Raw genomic sequence first — 17683 nt, forward strand, 5'->3', positions numbered from 1 at the left:
CACGGGAGGCGCGGTGCCAGCCGGCACCGCGCCTCCCGTGTTCTCGGGTCGAGTCCGACCTCGCCGATCAGATCAGCGGGTCGCGGTCGGTCGAGCGACGCTCGACGCGCTCGCCGGTCGCCGGGTCGACCGCGCTGCGGGTGGTCGACACCGTCGAGCGACGACGCGACGCGAAGGCGATGCCGATGATGGTCACGACCACGCCCGCCCCGATGAGGATGTAGCCGATCAGCTGGATGTCGATGCCCGCGACCTGGAAGTCGAGAGCGAACGCGAGGATCGCGCCGATCACGATCAAGGCGATTCCGCCGCCGATGCTCATGGGGTCTCCTTCGTCTCGCGCCGCCCGGGGTGGGCGACGACTCCGACGCGAGGGTCGGGGGGGCCCACAGTACCGACGGGCCGCGTCGAGCGGCCACGACGGGCCGGACGCGCTGAGAGGATGGTGCTGCCCGTCACCCCACACCGCAGGAGAACCCATGACCGGAGCCGTCGGCCCCGTGCCGCTCGACCAGCCGTACCACCGCGCCTCGCCGAAGGTCGCGGTCGTCCGGTTCTGGCAGAAGTACGCCACCTTCCACGGGCGGGCGAGCCGCAGCGAGTACTGGTGGTGGTTCGTCATCGCGCTCGTGTTCCAGGGGGCGCTGCAGGCCTGGGCCACGGGCACCGGCGGGACGTCGACCTGGGCCGGGGGCGACAACGGCGACTGGACCTACATCGACCACCAGGGCGTCGTCGTCGTGCTGTGGTCCGTCGTGAGCTTCCTGCCGACCGTCGCGCTGCAGTCGCGGCGCCTGCACGACGGGGGCTTCACCGCCTGGTACGTGCTCTTCTACCTGCTGCCGGTGCTCGGCTGGCTGACCCTGCTGGTCATGTCGCTGCTGCCCTCGCGCGCCTCGGGCGAGCGGTTCGACGTCGGCGGCGAGCGGCAGTACCCGGGGCCCGCCTGAGCGGTCGCGCCGCTTCCTGACATTGACATTCCGGTGAGGCAGAATGGTCGTCTCGGCGAGGGAATCCAGGCAAGCCTTCGCCGGACTCGATGAGCAAGAGAAAAGCCCCTGCAGCAACAGGGGCCCATCTCGCCTCGTGTGAGGCCAGTGGTCTGAGCGGCGTACCCACTCGGACCCAACGAAGTCGAGTGTACGCGATCCCCCGGCCACCTGGCTGGCGGAGCGCAGACCGCAAGCCTCCTGCCCTGGGACAGGGAGGCCCGCGATGGCAAGACACCGTCGTCGTGGCAGTCGGAAGGACGCGTCCGCGTCGGGTGCCGAGGTGGTCGGTCTGCTGACCGCCTTGGTCGTGCTCGTGACCGCGATCGTCCGACTGCTGTAGGTCAGGAGGTGGTCCCGGTGCGAACCGGGGCCGCCTCCGCATCACTCGTCGAAGGACAGCACCAGCCGCTCGCCCGAGTCGGACTCGGCGTACCCGAGACGACCCGGCAGGCACGAGATGACGGCGCCGTCCCCGTGACCGACCACGGCGGCGACCGCGTCGTCGAGGGTGCCGGCGTACTCGGCCCCCGCCTCGAACACGACGCAGCGCTCGCCCGCGCCGAGCTCGCGCAACCGGGTCAGCACCGCGGCGGGGGACGCGTCGGCGTGGCTGAGCCGGGTGGTCCGGTCCGAGCGGAACGGCATGAGGGCGAGACCGGCCCGGAACTTCGCCCGTTTCTCGTCGGTCGAGCGCAGGCTGTTCAGGCGACCGACCTTGCTCGGCAGTGCGAAGGCCGTCACGAGCCGGCGGGCGTGGTCGTCGATCTCAGCTTCGTCCATGCCTGAGGGTAAGCCCGCAGGTCGTTCGTGAGGGGGGTTCCGGCGTCGCGCCACCGACCGCTAGCCTGTTCGGACTCCGGTGGGCCCGACCGCCGTGGTGGTCCCGTAGAGCGACGTCCGTCGCTCGTCTCCCGGTGGTGGACGCCCCGACGGCCGGGCCGCCGGAGCCCTGCCGCGCGAGACCCGGCGGGACGCCGGAGCAGGCGTCGACGCCGTCAGCCCTGCTGTGCCGCGTGCACCAGCTCGAGCGCCGCGCGCAGGCCGACCGCCGGCACCTGACCGGGCGCACTCGTCGCCCCGGCCGACCCGAACGTGACGCACGAGCCGAACGTCTCGCCGGCCAGCCGTGAGACGACCCCGAGGGGCCCCATCGACATGGTGATCGCGGGCACGAGGCCGGCCCCGGCGCGGAACTCGGCCGTCGCCCGCATCAGGGTCAGGACGTCGTCGGGGCTCGACGGCATCGCCGCGAACTTGGCCACGTCGGCGCCGTTCTCCTGCTGCTCGAGCAGGCGCGACACGATCTCGCCCTGCGGCGGGGTGCCGCTGAAGTCGTGCGACGACATCACCACCACGAGTCCGGCGTCGTGGGCCGCGTCGACCAGGCCGCCCAGCAGGTCGGGGTCGGTGTACATCTCGACGTCGACCGCGTCGAGCAGGCCGGTGCCGATCGCCGCCCGCAGCACCGCGTCGTAGGTGGTGGGGGCGACGTCTCGGTCGCCTCCCTCGGGTTCGGTGCGCAGGGTGAAGAGCAGGGGCAGGTCGGCGTCGAGCGCGTCGCGCACCCGCCGGACGACGTCGGCCACCAGGTCGAGGTCGGCCGGCCCCGTCGCCCGGGCGCCGGTGCGCACCGGGCCGTCGGGGTCGGGCGCGGCAGCGAAGGCGGCGTCCACGAAGTCGATGCGCAGCTCGACCAACTCGGCCGTGTCGGCGTCGAGTGCCGAGGCGGCTGCGACGACGGCGTCGGCGGTGCGGGCCACCAACGGCACGCACACCGCGGGGCGTCCGGTGCCGAGCGCCACGCGGCCGATCGAGACCGGCGACGGCGTCGCCATCGTCAGCCCGCCACGCGGTCGGTCGTCGAGCGTCCGGGCACCGGCAACCCCACGGAGGCGCGCATCGCCTCGCGCAGGACGCCCTCGTCGGTCACCGGCTCGTCCTGGGCGAGGCCGGAGAAGAGTCGCACCTGGCCCAGCGCCTGCTCGACGAGCATGTCGAGGCCGTTGAAGACGAGGCCGCCGTCGGCCAGCCAGCGGGACGCCAGCCGGGTCGGCCACGGCTCGTACGCCACGTCGAAGAGCACCGACGAGGCGCTGCTCGGGCGGAGGTGCAGGTCGTCGGCCGCGCCGCCGGGCAGCGTGCTGATGACGAAGTCGAGCGGGCCGAGCGACGGCAGCTCGGTGAGGGGCGCGATCATCACGTCGGCTCCCAGGTCGGCGGCCAGCGACGTCAGTTCGCCGGCGCGCATCGGGTTGCGCAGGTGGATCGAGAACGAGCGGGCGCCGAGGTCCCACGCGGCGGCCATCGCCGACAGCGCCGTCGCGCCCCCGCCGAGGATCGTCGCCGCCGCGGGGCGCACGTCGTGGAACCCCTCGACGGTGCGGACGATGCCGTCGACGTCGGTGTTGTGCCCGTGCCGGCGACCGTCGTCGTCGATCACGACGGTGTTCGCGACGCCGAGCCGGTCGGCCAGCGGCGACACGGTGTCGAGCAGGGGCAGCACCTCGCGCTTGAGCGGCATCGTGAGGCTCAGCCCGCGCCAGCTCGCGTCCAGGCCGTCGACGAAGGCGGCGAGCCCGCCCGAGGCGACCTCGACGCGGTCGTAGTCGAACGGCAACCCGAGGTGCTCGTAGGCCGTGCGGTGCAGCACCGGCGACAGGGAGTGCTCGATCGGCGACCCCAGGACGGCGAGACGGCGACGAGCGTCGGTCACGGGTGCACCCCTCCCTGACGCCCGCGGCTCGGACGACGACCCACCCTAACGCGAGGGCCCTGGGCCCCGACGCGAGGGCCCTGGGCCCCGACGCGAGGCCCCTGGGCCCCGACGCGAGGGTCCTGGGGCCTCGACGCGAGGGCCCCTGGGGGGTGCGGGGCGCTGGTGACCGGCGCCGCGCCTCCTCGGCCCAGGGGTCTGGCAGGGTCGAGGCATGCAGATCCGACCCTTCGACGAGGCCGACACCGAGACCGTCGTGGCGCTCTGGGAGCGCTGCGGGCTCACCCGCCCCTGGAACGACCCGCGACGCGACATCGAACGCAAGCTCACGGTGCAGCGCGAGCTGTTCGTCGTGGGCGTCGACGACGAGGAGGCGGTGGTCGCGACCGCCATGGCCGGTTACGACGGTCATCGCGGCTGGGTCTACTACGTCGCGGTCGACCCCGACCGGCAGGGCCGAGGCTTCGGGCGCCAGCTCATGGCCGAGGTGGAACGCCTGTTGGTCGCCATGGGCTGCCCGAAGGCGAACTTCCAGGTGCGCACCGGCAACGAGCGGGTGCGGGCGTTCTACGAGCACCTCGGGTACTCGGTCGACGACGCGTTCGGCATGGGCAAGCGGCTGATCGCCGACTGAGGCGGGACCGCCGGTAAACAACATGTGACGATCTTCAGCGGACCCTTGTCGGGTTCCCGGCGAGAACTTATGGTCGTGTGCGGGTGCCCCTCTCGGGGGGTGCCGTCACGCCCGAACCACCTTCTCAGGAGCCCGACGCCCATGCGCACCAGCCCCCCGTCATCCGAGTCCACCCCGACGGGAGGCAGGCGGCGCGTCCGCGGTGCCGCCCTCGTCGGCGTCGCCGTCAGCGCCCTCTGCCTCGGCACGCTGACCGCCGTCCCCGCGCAGGCCGCGACGACGACCATCGACATCCTCGGCATCAACGACTTCCACGGCCGTCTGGCCCAAGAGACGTCGCCGACCGCCGGTGCCGCCGTCATGGCCGGCAAGGTGAACGAGTTCCGCGCCGCGAACCCCGGCAACACCCTGTTCGTCTCGTCGGGCGACAACATCGGGGCGTCGACGTTCACCTCGTTCATCCAGGACGACGAGCCGACCCTCGACGCGCTCAACGCGATGGGCCTCGACGTCAGCACGCCGGGCAACCACGAGTTCGACAAGGGGCAGGACGACTTCAACGGTCGCGTGACCGCGAACAGCGAGTTCCCCTACGTCAACGCCAACATCTACGAGACGTCGACCGGCGAACGGGCCTACGACCCCTACTTCGTCAAGGACGTCGACGGCGTCCGCGTCGGCTTCGTCGGCGCCATCACCGAGCTCATGCCCGAGCTCGTCAGCCCGGCCGGCGTCGAGGGGCTCGAGTTCCGCGACATCGTCGACTCCGTCAACGACGCCGCGGCCGAGCTGACCGACGGCGTCGAGACCGACGCCAACGGCGAGGCCGACGTCATCGTCCTGCTCGTCCACGAGGGCAACGCCTCGGCGGCCGAGGCGGACGCCACCGGCGACTCGCAGTTCGCCGACATCGCGAAGAACGTCTCCCCGTCGGTCGACGCCATCCTCTCGGCGCACACGCACCAGACCTACAACTTCACCGACATCGTTCCGACCGGCGGCACCAAGCCCCGCCCCGTCGTCCAGACCGGCAGCTACGGCGCCAACCTGAGCCACCTCGTCGTCCAGTACGACGACGTGACCGGTGAGGCGACCGTCACGAGCTCGCTCGTCCCGCTGTACCAGTCGGCCTCGCCCGACCCCACGGTCGCGGCGATCGTCACCAACGCCGAGGCCGTCGCCGCCGTCGAGGGCCGCCGCCCCGTCGGCACCATCACCGGCGACCTGCTGCGCGCCAAGCAGCTCGACGGCTCCGAGAACCGAGGGGGAGAGTCGACCCTCGGCAACCTCGTCGCCGACGCCCAGCTCGCGGCCACGGTCGAGAACGGTGCGCAGATCGCCTTCATGAACCCCGGCGGACTCCGCGCCGATCTGAGGTACGCCTCGACCGGTGACGCGACCGTCGACGCGGACGGTCGCGTGACCTTCCAGGAGGCCGCCGCCGTCCAGCCGTTCGCCAACACCCTGGTCGTCTCGACGCTGACCGGCGCGCAGATCCGACAGACGCTCGAGCAGCAGTGGCAGCCGGCCGGGTCGTCACGTCCGTTCCTCAAGCTCGGCGTCTCGGAGGGTCTGACCTACACCTACGACCCCACGGCGGCTGCCGGGTCGCGCATCGGCGACATCACCTTCGAGGGCGCCCCGCTCGACGAGGCCGCCAGCTACAAGGTGACGGTCAACTCGTTCCTCGCCTCAGGCGGCGACAACTTCACGGCCCTCAACGGGGCCTCGGCCAAGGCCGACAGCGGCAAGGTCGACCTGCAGAGCCAGGTGGACTACTTCGCGGCGAACCCGTCGGTCTCGCCCGACCTCGCCCAGCGTGCCGTCGGCGTGACCGCGCCCGTCGCCCCCGAGGGCGGCTACGAGGCCGGCGACACCGTCGAGTACTCGCTGTCGTCGCTGCTGTTCAGCAACGGCGGACCGACGACCGGCACGGTGACCGCGACCCTCGACGGCGTCGAGGTCGGTTCCGCGACGATCGACGGCACCGTCGTCTCGACCACCGACGAGCAGGGGCGGGCAGCACTCACGGTGACGATCCCCGAGATCGCCGCCGGCACCGCCGCGCAGACCCGCCAGCTGCTCTTCACGGTGACCGGCACCGGCACGACCTTCACGGCCCCCGTGTCGCTCGCCGCCGTGGCCGCCGCGCCGGTCGACCCGACCGACCCGGGCACGACGCCGCCCGTCACGACCCCCGGCGGCACCGTCCCCGGCACCACGCCCGGAACGGGCACGGGCTCGGGCAGCACGCCCGCCGGCACGGTCCGCAACGCCGACGGCTCGCTGGCCTTCACGGGCCAGGACGGCCTGGGCCTCGGCGCCCTCGCCGCGCTCGCCCTGATGCTGGCCGGAGGGTCGGCGCTGGTCGTCGGCCGTCGTCGCCGGCTCCGCGCCACGGCGTCGTCCACCGACGGCTGACGCCCCCGGCACCGCAGCGCACCACCGACGGGACGTCGCACCACGAGAAGTCGTGGGGCGACGTCCCGTTCGTGGTGAGGCCTCGCTCGGCTGGGGGCGGGGGGTGGGCGACCGGCCGGCACCGCGCCTCCTCGGGTCGTCCCAGGGGTCGGGGCCGCGCCTCCCGTACGCTCGTCGCGTGACGACGTTCGCCTACCACCGCCTGTTCCGGTCGCTGCCCTCGTACCGCTGGTGGAAGCCCCTGCTCGCCGCGGTGGTCGCGGCCGTGACGTACCTGCTCGCGTCGGTCGTGGTCTACGTGGGGGTCCTCGGGGCGACCACGGCCGTGGGCGGACCCGAGGCCGCGGCCCGACTGCAGCGCGGCATCGACGGAGACGCGCTCGCCGCGGCCGACCCTCTCGTGCTCTTCACCACCCTCGCCTCGATCGCGGTCATGCTGCCGGCCATCATGCTCGGCACCCTGATCGTCGGCCCTGGCGCGGTCGGCCGGCTGTCGAGCGTCGCCGGCCGGCTGCGCTGGCGCTGGCTCGCGCGTTGCGTCGTGCCGGCGCTGGCGTTCATGGCACTGACCGTCGTCCTCAGCTACTTCGTGGTGTCGCCCCTCTCGGGCGAGCCGATCAGCCCCGGGCCGGTCACCACGCCGGCCGACACGCTGGTGTGGGCCGTCGTCGTCATCCTGCTCGTCACGCCGCTGCAGGCGACCGCCGAGGAGTACGCCTTCCGGGGTCTCGCCATGCAGACGATCGGCTCGTGGCTGCGGTACCCGATCGCGGCGATCCTCCTGCCCACGGTGGGGTTCGCGCTCGGGCACGACTACAACGTGTGGGGCATGCTCGACGTCGCCGTCTTCGGCGTGGCCGCGGCCTACCTGACCTGGCGCACGGGCGGACTCGAGGCGGCCATCGTCGCGCACGTGCTCAACAACACCGTGCTGTTCCTGCTGTCGGCGCCGTACGCGGGCGTCGAGTCGAGCGACGGCAGCCCTCTCGCGCTCGCGGTGACCGTGGTCTCGACGCCGCTCTACGTCTGGCTGGTGCTGCGGGCCTCGCGACGTTCCGGCCTCGTGACGGTCCGCTCCGAACCCCTCGTCCCCAGTCCGCCCGCGCCCGACGACCGTCCCCAGGAGGCGCGGGTCGGCTGATCACGTCGGTGCCCGCTCGTAGACTCGTCGCGTGACCCCCACCGCCTCGCCCGCCCTGGCCCCCGACGCTGCCCTCGACGTGCTGCACCGGGTGTTCGGCTACGACGAGTTCCGCGGTCAACAGGCGCAGATCATCGACCAGGTGGTCCAGGGCGGCGACGCGCTGGTGCTCATGCCCACGGGCGGCGGCAAGTCGCTCTGCTACCAGGTGCCGGCCCTCGTCCGTGACGGCACGGGCATCGTGGTCTCGCCGCTGATCGCGCTGATGCAAGACCAGGTCGACGCCCTCGAGGCGGTCGGCGTCCGGGCGGCGTTCCTCAACTCGACGCAAGACCCCGACCGCCGTCGTGCCGTCGAGCAGGCCTTCGTCGCGGGCGAGCTCGACATGCTCTACCTGGCCCCCGAGCGGCTGAAGCTCGACTCGACCAAGTCATTGCTCGACCGCGGCCACGTCTCGCTCTTCGCCATCGACGAGGCGCACTGCGTGGCCCAGTGGGGGCACGACTTCCGCCCCGACTACCTCGAGCTGTCGGTGCTGCACGAGCGCTGGCCCGAGGTGCCGCGCATCGCCCTGACGGCGACCGCCACCGAGACCACCCACCGCGAGATCTCGCGGCGCCTCGACCTCGACGACGCGAAGCACTTCGTCGCCGACTTCGACCGGCCGAACATCCAGTACCGCATCGAGGCCAAAGACGGCCCGCAGCAGCAACTCCTGCGCTTCATCCGCGCCGAGCACGACGGCGACGCCGGCATCGTCTACTGCCTCTCGCGCAAGTCGGTCGAGAGCACGGCCGAGTTCCTCGTGAAGCAGGGCATCGCGGCCCTGCCGTACCACGCGGGTCTCGACGCCCAGACGCGCGCCCGCAACCAGTCGCGGTTCCTCCGCGACGAGGGCATCGTGATGGTCGCCACCATCGCGTTCGGCATGGGCATCGACAAGCCCGACGTCCGGTTCGTCGCGCACCTCGACCTGCCCAAGTCGGTCGAGGGCTACTACCAAGAGACCGGTCGCGCCGGTCGCGACGGCCTGCCCTCGACGGCCTGGCTGGCCTACGGGCTGCAAGACGTGGTGCAGCAGCGCCGCATGATCGACCAGTCAGAGGGTGACGCCGAACACCGCCGCAAGCTCAGCGCCCACCTCGACGCCATGCTCGCCCTCTGCGAGACGGTCGAGTGCCGACGGGTGCAGCTCCTCGGGTACTTCGGTCAGGCGAGCACGGCCTGTGGCAACTGCGACACGTGCCTCACCCCGCCGCAGTCGCTCGACGGCACCGTGCCCGCCCAGAAGCTGCTCTCGACGGTCGTCCGGCTGAAGCGCGAGCGCAACCAGCAGTTCGGTGCCGGCCAGATCGTCGACATCCTGCTCGGCAAGTCGACCCCGAAGGTCGTCCAGAACCGTCACGACCAGTTGTCCACCTTCGGCATCGGCACCGAGTTCGGCGACGTCGAGTGGCGCGGCGTCGTCCGGCAGCTGCTCGCCCAGGGGCTGCTGGCCGTCTCACCCGACGGCTACGGCACGTTGCTGCTCACCGACGCGGCGGCCGAGGTGCTGTCCGGCGGCCGTGCCGTCCGGCTGCGGCGCGAGCCCGACCGCCCGGCCCGTGCGGCTCGTTCGAGAGGCGGCTCGGGGGCCTCCGGCCGGGGCGCGTCGCGGGGTGCCGCCGAGCTGACGGGTGACGACGCCGCCCTCTTCGAGACGCTGCGCGAGTGGCGGGCCGGCGTCGCCCGGGCCCAGGGCGTCCCCGCCTACGTCGTGTTCGGCGACGTCACCCTGCGGGGCATCGCCTCCGAGCGGCCCGGCTCGCTCGACGAGCTGGCGGGCATCAGCGGCGTCGGGCAGAAGAAGCTCGACACCTACGGCCAGCAGGTGCTCGCCGTCGTGGGCGGCACGGCCCCGGCCGAGGCCGCCGCCGCCGGGGCGGCCCCGGCGTCGTCCGCCTCGGCGACCGGGTCTGCCGGCAGCCCGGCTCGTGCTGGCCGGGCGTCCGGCCGGGCCACCGGCCGTGATGCGGGGGCCGACTCGCCGCCCGCCGTCGACGAGGTGCCCGAGGTGCCTGTCGACGATCTCCACGACTGGCCCTCCGACGCCCCGTTCGACCCCTACGACGACGCGCCGCCCCCGCCCGACGACCGGCGCTGACGGGTGGTGCCGGCGGGTCGGAACCCGAGCGCCGAGAACCGGCGTGAGAGCACGACCAACCCGGCCGTCGTGATGACCATCGCCTCGAAACCACCGAGGAAGGGCTGCCCGTTCATCCGGGCGACGTAGGCCGCGGCGAGCAGCACGGCGCCACCCACCGGTGGGGCGACGCCGATGAACCGCATGCTCGCCGCGTCGACCCCGCCGGGTCGTCGTGATCGCCGGGACGACGAGACGGCGACGACCACCAGGGCCAGCCAGACGAGAGCCGACAGTCCGTAGAGCCCGGTCGCGACGACCGTGGCGACGAGTCCGACCCCGACCGAGGTGCCGGCCCCGACGATGCTGGTCACCGCGAAGAAGGCGTACACGACCGCGGCCGCGCCGAAGACCAGTGCCAGGCGCGGGGGGCGGGCGATGACCGACTCGTCGTCCATGGTGGTCCTCTCGTCGTCGGGGTCGTGGTCTCGAAGGTGCGGCGTCGTGGCCGGGCGTGCGGGAGGTACGCGGCCACGGATCGTCGCCGTCGGGCCGTCGGGCGGTCGGGCCGTGGGGGTCGGGCCGTCGGTTCGGGCGACGTCCTGGCCGTCGGCTCGGCTGCGGCGCGCGGCTGCACTGCCGCACCGTGGCCGGGGCCCCTCGACGGTCGGGATCGAGGGACGCCTTCCGAACAGGACGGTCGCCCCGTTTCGGTCGATCACGACCATAGGGGGCGCGTCCGGAGGCGGCAATCCTCCCTGAGGGGGACACCCGTTGTTCCCCGAATCGGGTGGTCCGGGTGGTCGACCGCGGGTCACGGGTGAGGCGGGCGGGCGACCCATGCCGTCGGCGACATGTGGTGTCGGGCACAGTGGAGCGTGCTCACAACCCTCAGCCGTTCGGTCCTCTCACCCCTGGTCCGCGTGGTCTGGCGCCCCCGCGTGATCGGCCGTCGCCACGTGCCCCGACGCGGCGCCGTGATCCTCGCGAGCAACCATCTCTCGTTCGTGGACAGCGTCGTGATCACCCTCATGGCACCCCGTCAGGTCTCGTTCCTGGCGAAGGCCGCCTACTTCACCGGTACGGGGCTGAAGGGTCGGGCGTCCCGGGCGTTCTTCTCCGGCATCGGCGCGATCGGCGTCGAGCGCGGGGCCGGGTCCGCCGCCCAGCACGCCCTCGACCTGGGGCTCGGCAAGCTCACGGCCGGTGACGCCTTCGCGATCTACCCCGAGGGCACGCGCTCCCTCGACGGGCGGTTGTACCGCGGGCGGACCGGTGTCGCCTGGCTCGCCCTGACGAGCGGGGCGCCGGTCGTGCCGGTCGCGCTGACGGGGACGCAGGAGCTGCAACCGGTGGGCTCGCGCCTCCCGCGCCTCCGGCGGTTCACCGTCGAGTTCGGCGAGCCGATCGACCTGTCGCACCACGGCGAGGCGAAGTCGGGGCGTGCTCGTCGGCACGCGACCGACGAGGTCATGGCGGCGATCCAGCGGCTCAGCGGGCAGGTCGAGGCCGGGGCGTACAACGACCCGCCCGCACCGTCGGTCGTCGCCCGGGTGCGCCGCGCGATGCGTCCCGACCCCGTGGGCCCCGATCCGCTCGACTGACGCCGGCGCGGCCATGCGCCCGGCGTGGCCGCCCGCTCGGCGCGGGCGTAGCGTCGAGGGCATGAAGGTCGCTGTGCTCGGGACGGGCATCATGGGTCAGGGCGTGGCGGGCACACTGCTGCGCGAGGGGTTCGACGTGACGGTCTGGAACCGCACGAGGTCGAGGGCCGAGCCGCTCGCGGCCGACGGCGCCACCGTGGCCGACACGGTGAGCGAGGCGGTCGAGGGTGCGGACGTCATCGTCACCGTGTTGTTCGACGGGGACGCCGTGCTCGAGGTGCTCGCCGACGCGGCCGGTGCGACCGGGCCCGACGCGGTCTGGGTGCAGGCCAGCACGATCGGTGAGGCCGACACGGCCCGGGTGGTGCAGGTCGCCGACGAGCAGGGGCTCCGGCTCGTCGAGGCGATGATGCTCGGCACGAAGAAGCCGGCCGCCACCGGGAAGCTGGTGATGCTCGCGGCAGGCGAGGCCGGGCTGATCGACGCCGTGCGGCCGGTGCTCGACGCGATGGGGTCGAAGACCGTCGTCGCCGGTGACACGGTCGGGCACGGCACGGCCCTCAAGCTCGCGGCGAACGCCTGGATCGCTTCCGTCACCGCCGCGACCGCGCAGTCGATCGCGCTGACCGAGGCCCTCGGGCTCGACCCGCAGCTCTTCCTCGACGCGATCGACGGCGGTCAGTCGGACACCCCCTACGCGCACCTCAAGGGCGCGACGATGATCGCCGGCGAGTACCCGGCGCAGTTCGCGCTCGACGGCCTCCGCAAGGACCTCGGGCTGATGCGCGAGGCCGCACGGGGCACGTCGTTCGACCCGTCGTTGATCGAGGCCCTGGCCGACGTCTACGCGGTGGCCGCCGACCGGGGGTACGGCGACGACGACATCGCCGCCGTCCGCACCGGGTTCGACCGCCAGGGCTGACGAGCGCCGACGCGACCCGCGACGGGGAGCGCATGGCGGTCGCGACGCGCACGGGAGGTCCGGGGGAACGGGATCAGGCGTCCGGTGACGTCCCGGCGGCGGAGGCGACGAGGGCTGCGGCGATCGCCCGGGCCGTCGTGGTGTCGCGGCCGGGCTCTCGCAGCCGCATGGCGAGGTCGCCGGTGACGACCAGCAGCAGGCTCTCGGCGAGCTCGGCGGCGCGCCCACCGACGAGGGGCCGGGCCAGCTCGGTGAGGCGCTCCCGCAACGTCTCGGTGTCGGCCCGCACCGCCTCGGCCACGTCGGCCGGAGGCTCGGCGTACTCGGCCGCCGACGCCAGGAAGGCGCACCAGCGGGCCCCGTCGGGCCGGGCCCGGAAGTCGTCGAGCGCGTCGAAGACCGCCAGGAGGCGCGGGCCGGGCTCGTCGTGCCCAGCCACGGCGGCGTCCCAGGTGGCGAGCCACTCGTGGTGGCGACGGGCGAGGGCTGCGGCGACCAGCGCCTCCTTGCTGCGGTAGCCGCGGTACAGGGTCGCGGCCGAGACGCCGGCCCGGGCGAGCACGGCGTCGACGGGCGTCGCCGCGATGCCGTTCGTGAAGAAGAGGTCGTCGGCGGCGTCGAGGATCTTCTTCTCACTGGACGGGCGGAGAGGCATGCCGACAGCTTAGGCTGCAAAAATGAAACGCACGTTTTCGTTTATGCCACGACGCGCTCACCGGGCCGGTCTCGCCCTCGTCGCGGCGAGCACGGCCCTGATCGCCGTGACCTACGGTCTCGTCCGCCTCGCCTACGGCCTGTACCTGCCCGAGATCCAGGCCGACCTCGGGTTCGACGCCGGCGTCGCCGGTGCGATCTCGTCCGGCGGGTCGTCGGCCTACGTCGTCGGCGCGGTCGTGGCGTTCGCGTCCGCAGAGCGCCGCTTCCGCGGGCTCGTCGTCGCGGCGGGCGCCACGGCGGCGATCGGCGCCGCGGGGATGGCACTGGCACCCGACGTGGTCCCGTTCGCGGTGGCAGCCGTGCTGGGCTCGGCCGGCGCCGGGCTGGCGTCGCCCGCGCTCGTGCGCATCCTGCAGCGTGGCCTCGACGACGGGCGGCAGGCCGGTGCCCAGGCGGTCGTCAACGCCGGCACCGGGCCGGGCCTGGTCGCGGCCGGGGTGCTCGCGTTCGCGTTGCTACCCCAGTGGAGGCTCGCGTGGTTCGTGGCCGCCGGGGCGGCGATCGTCGCGGCCGGGGCCGTCCTCGTGCTCGAACGCCGCGCCTCCGACGCCCGATCGCGCACCGCGCCGGGCACCGAGTCGCCGGCGACGACCACGGCCACGGCCGCGGCCACGACCACGACCACGGACACCGCGCCTCCCGGCCTCGTGCCCCCGCTCGGATGGATCGCCGCCCACCGGTGGGTGCTGCTGGCGGCACTGCTCGCCGGCGGCGCCTCGGCCGGCGTCTGGAACTACGGGCGCACCCTGCTCGCCGACGCGGGCGTCCCGGCGGGGGTGTCGGTCTGGGCCTGGGTCTGTCTCGGGGCCGGAGGCACGGCCGTGATCGTCACGGCTCGACCGCTGGCACGTCTCGCCCCTGCCGCCCTGTGGGCACTCACACTGGTCGTGACGGCGGCGGGCACGGCCGGGTTGGCGACCCTGCCGGGCGTCGTGCCGGTCGCGCTCGTCGCCTGCGCGGCGTTCGGCTGGGCCTACACGGCGGCGACCGGGGCGCTGATCGCCTGGACGGCCGAGATCGACGCCGAACGGGCCGCCAGCGGGACGGCGCTGCTGTTCGTCCTGCTCGTGCTGGGGCAGGCGGTGGGGGCGCTCGTGCTCGGGTGGGTTGCCGCGGTGCAAGGCTACGGCGCAGCCCTCACGGTGGCCGCTATCGGCGCGCTCCTCGCGGCCCTGCCGGCCCTGTCAGCCGTCCGCCGCTCGAGACCCCAGGAGGTCGCCGAGACCCCGGCGCGCGCCCAGGGGGCTCGATGACCTCCCGGGGTCTCGGCACGCGCCGGCGGGGAATGCGGCGGGCGAGCTCCCGGTTGGCCCACGAGTGCCCCCGCCCGAGGGCGCGTCATCGTTCGGAAGGACCACCCTTGGACCTCTTCTCTCCCGCCACCTTCGGCCAGCTCCAGCTGCGCAACCGCGTCGTCATGGCGCCCCTCACCCGTCTGCGCTCCGGCGACGACGGCGTTCCGGGCGACGTCGTGGTGGAGCACTACCGTCAGCGCGCCTCCTTCGGTCTGATCACGACCGAGGGCACCTGGCCCTCGCAGGAGTCCAAGGCCTACGACGGCCAGCCCGGCATCGTCACCGACGAGCAGGTCGCCGGCTGGAAGCGCGTCGCCGACGCCGTGCACGCCGAGGGCGGCACGATCGTCATGCAGGTCATGCACGGTGGCCGCGTCTCGCACACCGACATCACCCGCACCGACCGCATCGTCGCCCCCAGCGCCGTCGCCATCGACGGTCAGGTGCACACCGCCGCCGGCAAGGTCGACTTCCCGGTGCCGCACGCCCTCACCACCGACGAGGTGCACCAGGTCACGGCCGACATCGTCGCCGCGTCCAAGCGCGCCGTGCTCGAGGCCGGACTCGACGGCGTCGAGATCCACAGCGCCAACGGCTACCTGCTGCACGAGTTCCTGTCGCCGGTGTCGAACGTCCGCACCGACGAGTACGGCGGAAGCCCCGAGAACCGGGCCCGCCTCGCGATCGAGACCACGACCGCCGTGGCCGAGGCGATCGGTGCCGGCCGCGTCGGCATCCGCCTGTCGCCCATGCACAACATCCAGGACGTCGTCGAGACCGACGTCGCCGACGTGACCGCCGTCTACCGCGCGCTCGTCGAGGGTCTCGCCCCGCTCGGCCTGGCCTACCTCAGCGTGCTGCAGGCCGACCTCCGCGGCGAGCTCGTGCAAGACCTGCGGACCCGCTTCGGCGGCGCCTTCATCGCGAACAGCGGCTTCGGCCAGATCACCACGCGTGACGAGGCGATCGCCGAGGTCGCGGACGGCCAGGCCGACGCCGTCGCCGTCGGTCGCTTCGCCATCGCGAACCCCGACCTGGTCGAGCGCTGGGAGGGCGACCACGAGGTCAACGAGCCCAACCCCGCCACGTTCTACGCGGCCGGCGCCGAGGGCTACACGGACTACCCGACGCTGCAGCACGCCGACCGCTAGTCGGTCGCCCGCCCGCCGGGCTTCGATGGACACCGCCGAGTGGACGAGACACCGTGGCATGCCACGGTGCGTCGTCCACTCGGCGGCGTTTTCGGGCCGCGGGCAGGGCACCCGTAGACTCGGAGCGATCTCGGGGGCGCGACCCGCGCCTCCTCGGGTGTGATCGGTGCGACCGCGCCGACCGTCCGCGCGACCGTGCAGAGGGGGCCTCGTGACGCTCGTCGACAAGCTGTTCCGACAGGACGAGTGGCGCACCGTGCCCAACGCCATCTCGGCGGCGCGTCTGCTGTTGCTGCCGGTGTTCCTCGTGCTGATCGTCGGGCAGCACTACTGGTCGGCGATGGTCGTCATCGCGGTCGTCTTCGTCACCGACTTCCTCGACGGGTTCATCGCCCGCCGGACGAACACGACGTCCGAGCTCGGCCGGTGGCTCGATCCCGTGGCCGACCGCATCACCGTGATCGTCGTGGTCATCGCGTTCGTCGCCGGCGGGCTCGTGCCCTGGCCGGTGCTGCCCTTGCTGCTCGTGCCCGACCTGCTGCTGAGCGCCTACGCCCTGTTCGTGCTGGCCGGAGCGTCGTTCCCGGTGACCTGGGTCGGCAAGATCCGCACCGCGCTGATCTTCGTCGGGTTGCTGCTCGTGCTGGTCGCGGCCGCCCTGGTCGACCAGTTCGGTGGCTCAGGAGGCGCGGCGTCCGCTCCGCTCGCCGAGGCCGGTGCCGTCGGTCGCGCGATCGGGCTCGTGGTGCTGTGGGTCGGCCTCGTGGGCCACTGGGTCGCGGCCGTGCTCTACGCCGCCGCGCTCGTCCGCCTGCGCCGCGCCCGCAACGCGGCCTGACCTCGCGGGGCCTGACTCGAGACCACGACCCCGGGCGTAGCGTCGACCGCATGACTCGCATCACCACCCCCTTCAGCGCCGCCACCACCGCGAACGAGGTCGTCGACGGCCTCGACCTGACCGGCAAGCGCATCGTCGTGACCGGCGGCGCGTCCGGCATCGGCATCGAGACCGCCCGGTCGCTCGTCGCCGCCGGGGCCGACGTGACCCTCGCCGTCCGCCGCCCCGAGCAGGGCGAGCAGGCCGTCGCCGACATCCGCGCCAGCACGGGCGCCGGCGGCGACGCCGGTGGCGACGCGGGCGCCGGCTCCGGCCCCGGCCCCGGTACGGTCCGCGCCGCGATCCTCGACCTCGAGAAGCGCGACACCCTCCAGGCCTTCGCCGACGCGTGGCAGGGCCCGCTCGACGTGCTGATCGACAACGCCGGCGTCATGGCCACACCCGAGACCCGCACCCCCGAGGGCTGGGAGCTCCAGTTCAGCAACAACCACCTCGGCCACTTCGCGTTGGCGAACGCGCTGCGCGACGCCCTGGTCGCCGGTGCGCAGGCCTCGGGCACGCCCTCTCGCCTGGTGTCGCTCAGCTCGACGGGCCACCACCGTTCGCCGGTCGTGTTCGACGACGTCATGTTCGAGCGTCGTGAGTACGACCCGTGGGCGGCCTACGGCCAGTCGAAGACGGCCAACTCGCTGTTCGCCGTCGGCGTGACGCAGCGCTGGGCCGACGACGGCGTGCTGGCGAACGCCGTGCACCCGGGCGGCATCATCACACCCCTGCAGCGCCACCTGCCGAAGCAGGAGATGCTCGACCGCGGCTGGATCGACGAGGAGGGCACCCCCAACCCGGCCTTCAAGTCCACCCAGCAGGGCGCTGCGACGTCGGTCTTCGTGGCCGTGCACCCGCTCGTCGAGGGCGTGGGCGCCCGCTACTTCGAGGACGTCGCCGAGGCCGAGCCGTTCCGCGACGACGCCCCCGGCCGCGGCGTCAAGGACTACGCCCTCGACCCCGAGCAGTCCGACCGCCTCTGGACCCTCAGCGAGCAGCTGCTCGCCTGACCCGCGGCACCACTGGCCGGCGACACCGCCGGGCCCCGGCATACGAGCCGAGAGCGCAGGAGGCGCGAGCCGGTCCTC

Annotated in this window: 17 protein-coding genes; 11 read left to right on the forward strand and 6 right to left on the reverse strand. The window is 73.3% G+C overall.

All coding sequences use genetic code 11. The features are described from left to right. Positions 1-67: 67 nt before the first annotated feature. A complete protein-coding gene (locus tag ASG05_RS11915) occupies positions 68-322 on the reverse strand; it encodes a DUF6458 family protein (protein ID WP_056261019.1) in 255 nt (84 codons plus the stop codon). A gap of 157 nt (positions 323-479) precedes the next feature. On the opposite strand from ASG05_RS11915, the gene ASG05_RS11920 reads away from it, so the two are divergent. After that, positions 480-950 carry a DUF805 domain-containing protein gene (locus tag ASG05_RS11920; RefSeq protein ID WP_056261021.1) on the forward strand — a complete coding sequence of 157 codons (471 nt, stop codon included), beginning with the start codon at positions 480-482 and terminating at the stop codon, positions 948-950. Positions 951-1373: 423 nt separating this feature from the next. Here the strand turns inward: ASG05_RS11920 and ASG05_RS11925 are convergent, their stop codons facing one another. The 3 genes from ASG05_RS11925 to ASG05_RS11935 form a co-directional block, all read right to left on the reverse strand. Further along, positions 1374-1772, reverse strand: coding sequence for a hypothetical protein (locus tag ASG05_RS11925; protein ID WP_056261023.1), 399 nt, complete (start codon positions 1770-1772; stop codon positions 1374-1376). A 215-nt stretch (positions 1773-1987) separates the two neighbouring features. Beyond that, a complete protein-coding gene (gene aroD / locus ASG05_RS11930; RefSeq protein WP_056261025.1) occupies positions 1988-2827 on the reverse strand; it encodes a type I 3-dehydroquinate dehydratase in 840 nt (279 codons plus the stop codon). A gap of 2 nt (positions 2828-2829) precedes the next feature. Beyond that, a complete protein-coding gene (locus ASG05_RS11935; protein ID WP_056261026.1) occupies positions 2830-3705 on the reverse strand; it encodes a shikimate dehydrogenase in 876 nt (291 codons plus the stop codon). Positions 3706-3919: 214 nt separating this feature from the next. Between ASG05_RS11935 and ASG05_RS11940 the strand changes: the two genes are divergently transcribed. From ASG05_RS11940 to recQ, 4 genes are all read left to right on the forward strand, one after another. Continuing rightward, entirely contained in the window at positions 3920-4339 is a 420-nt protein-coding gene (locus ASG05_RS11940) for a GNAT family acetyltransferase (protein WP_056261029.1), read from the forward strand. A 141-nt stretch (positions 4340-4480) separates the two neighbouring features. Next, the gene (locus tag ASG05_RS11945; protein WP_056261032.1) at positions 4481-6760 is read left to right on the forward strand and encodes a bifunctional UDP-sugar hydrolase/5'-nucleotidase; all 2280 of its coding nucleotides are present in this window, start codon (positions 4481-4483) and stop codon (positions 6758-6760) included. 178 nt (positions 6761-6938) lie between these two features. Beyond that, positions 6939-7901, forward strand: a complete 963-nt coding sequence (locus ASG05_RS11950; protein ID WP_056261034.1) for a CPBP family intramembrane glutamic endopeptidase — start codon at positions 6939-6941, stop codon at positions 7899-7901. Positions 7902-7932: 31 nt separating this feature from the next. Next, positions 7933-10044 carry a DNA helicase RecQ gene (gene recQ / locus ASG05_RS11955; protein WP_200936842.1) on the forward strand — a complete coding sequence of 704 codons (2112 nt, stop codon included), beginning with the start codon at positions 7933-7935 and terminating at the stop codon, positions 10042-10044. Here recQ and ASG05_RS16415 read toward each other — a convergent pair. Next, on the reverse strand, positions 10005-10481 hold the full coding sequence (locus ASG05_RS16415) for a hypothetical protein (protein WP_157490216.1): 477 nt from the start codon (positions 10479-10481) through the stop codon (positions 10005-10007). The two genes, recQ and ASG05_RS16415, sit on opposite strands and share 40 nt — an antisense overlap. Before the next feature lie 396 nt (positions 10482-10877). Here ASG05_RS16415 and ASG05_RS11965 point away from each other — a divergent pair, with 396 nt between their 5' ends. Both ASG05_RS11965 and ASG05_RS11970 read left to right on the forward strand, forming a co-directional pair. Continuing rightward, positions 10878-11627, forward strand: a complete 750-nt coding sequence (locus ASG05_RS11965) for a 1-acyl-sn-glycerol-3-phosphate acyltransferase (protein WP_056261038.1) — start codon at positions 10878-10880, stop codon at positions 11625-11627. Between the two features lie 13 nt (positions 11628-11640). Then, positions 11641-12549 (forward strand): NAD(P)-dependent oxidoreductase, encoded by a 909-nt coding sequence (locus ASG05_RS11970; RefSeq protein WP_082486741.1) that lies wholly within the window; start codon positions 11641-11643, stop codon positions 12547-12549. A 73-nt stretch (positions 12550-12622) separates the two neighbouring features. On the opposite strand, the gene ASG05_RS11975 is transcribed toward ASG05_RS11970, so the two are convergent. After that, the gene (locus tag ASG05_RS11975; protein ID WP_056261041.1) at positions 12623-13204 is read right to left on the reverse strand and encodes a TetR/AcrR family transcriptional regulator; all 582 of its coding nucleotides are present in this window, start codon (positions 13202-13204) and stop codon (positions 12623-12625) included. Positions 13205-13247: 43 nt separating this feature from the next. Between ASG05_RS11975 and ASG05_RS11980 the strand changes: the two genes are divergently transcribed. The 4 genes from ASG05_RS11980 (at position 13248) to ASG05_RS11995 (ending at position 17605) form a co-directional block, all read left to right on the forward strand. Continuing rightward, positions 13248-14519: an MFS transporter gene (locus ASG05_RS11980; protein ID WP_056261043.1), complete on the forward strand. Its 1272-nt coding sequence runs from the start codon at positions 13248-13250 to the stop codon at positions 14517-14519. Positions 14520-14626: 107 nt separating this feature from the next. Continuing rightward, entirely contained in the window at positions 14627-15712 is a 1086-nt protein-coding gene (locus tag ASG05_RS11985) for an alkene reductase (RefSeq protein WP_056261045.1), read from the forward strand. Between the two features lie 211 nt (positions 15713-15923). After that, entirely contained in the window at positions 15924-16550 is a 627-nt protein-coding gene (locus ASG05_RS11990; RefSeq protein WP_056261048.1) for a CDP-alcohol phosphatidyltransferase family protein, read from the forward strand. 50 nt (positions 16551-16600) lie between these two features. Further along, positions 16601-17605: an SDR family NAD(P)-dependent oxidoreductase gene (locus ASG05_RS11995; RefSeq protein ID WP_056261051.1), complete on the forward strand. Its 1005-nt coding sequence runs from the start codon at positions 16601-16603 to the stop codon at positions 17603-17605. Positions 17606-17683 lie beyond the last annotated feature (78 nt).

Origin of the sequence: Frigoribacterium sp. Leaf186 (genome assembly GCF_001423905.1) — a bacterium.
Taxonomy (GTDB): Bacteria; Actinomycetota; Actinomycetes; order Actinomycetales; family Microbacteriaceae; genus Frigoribacterium.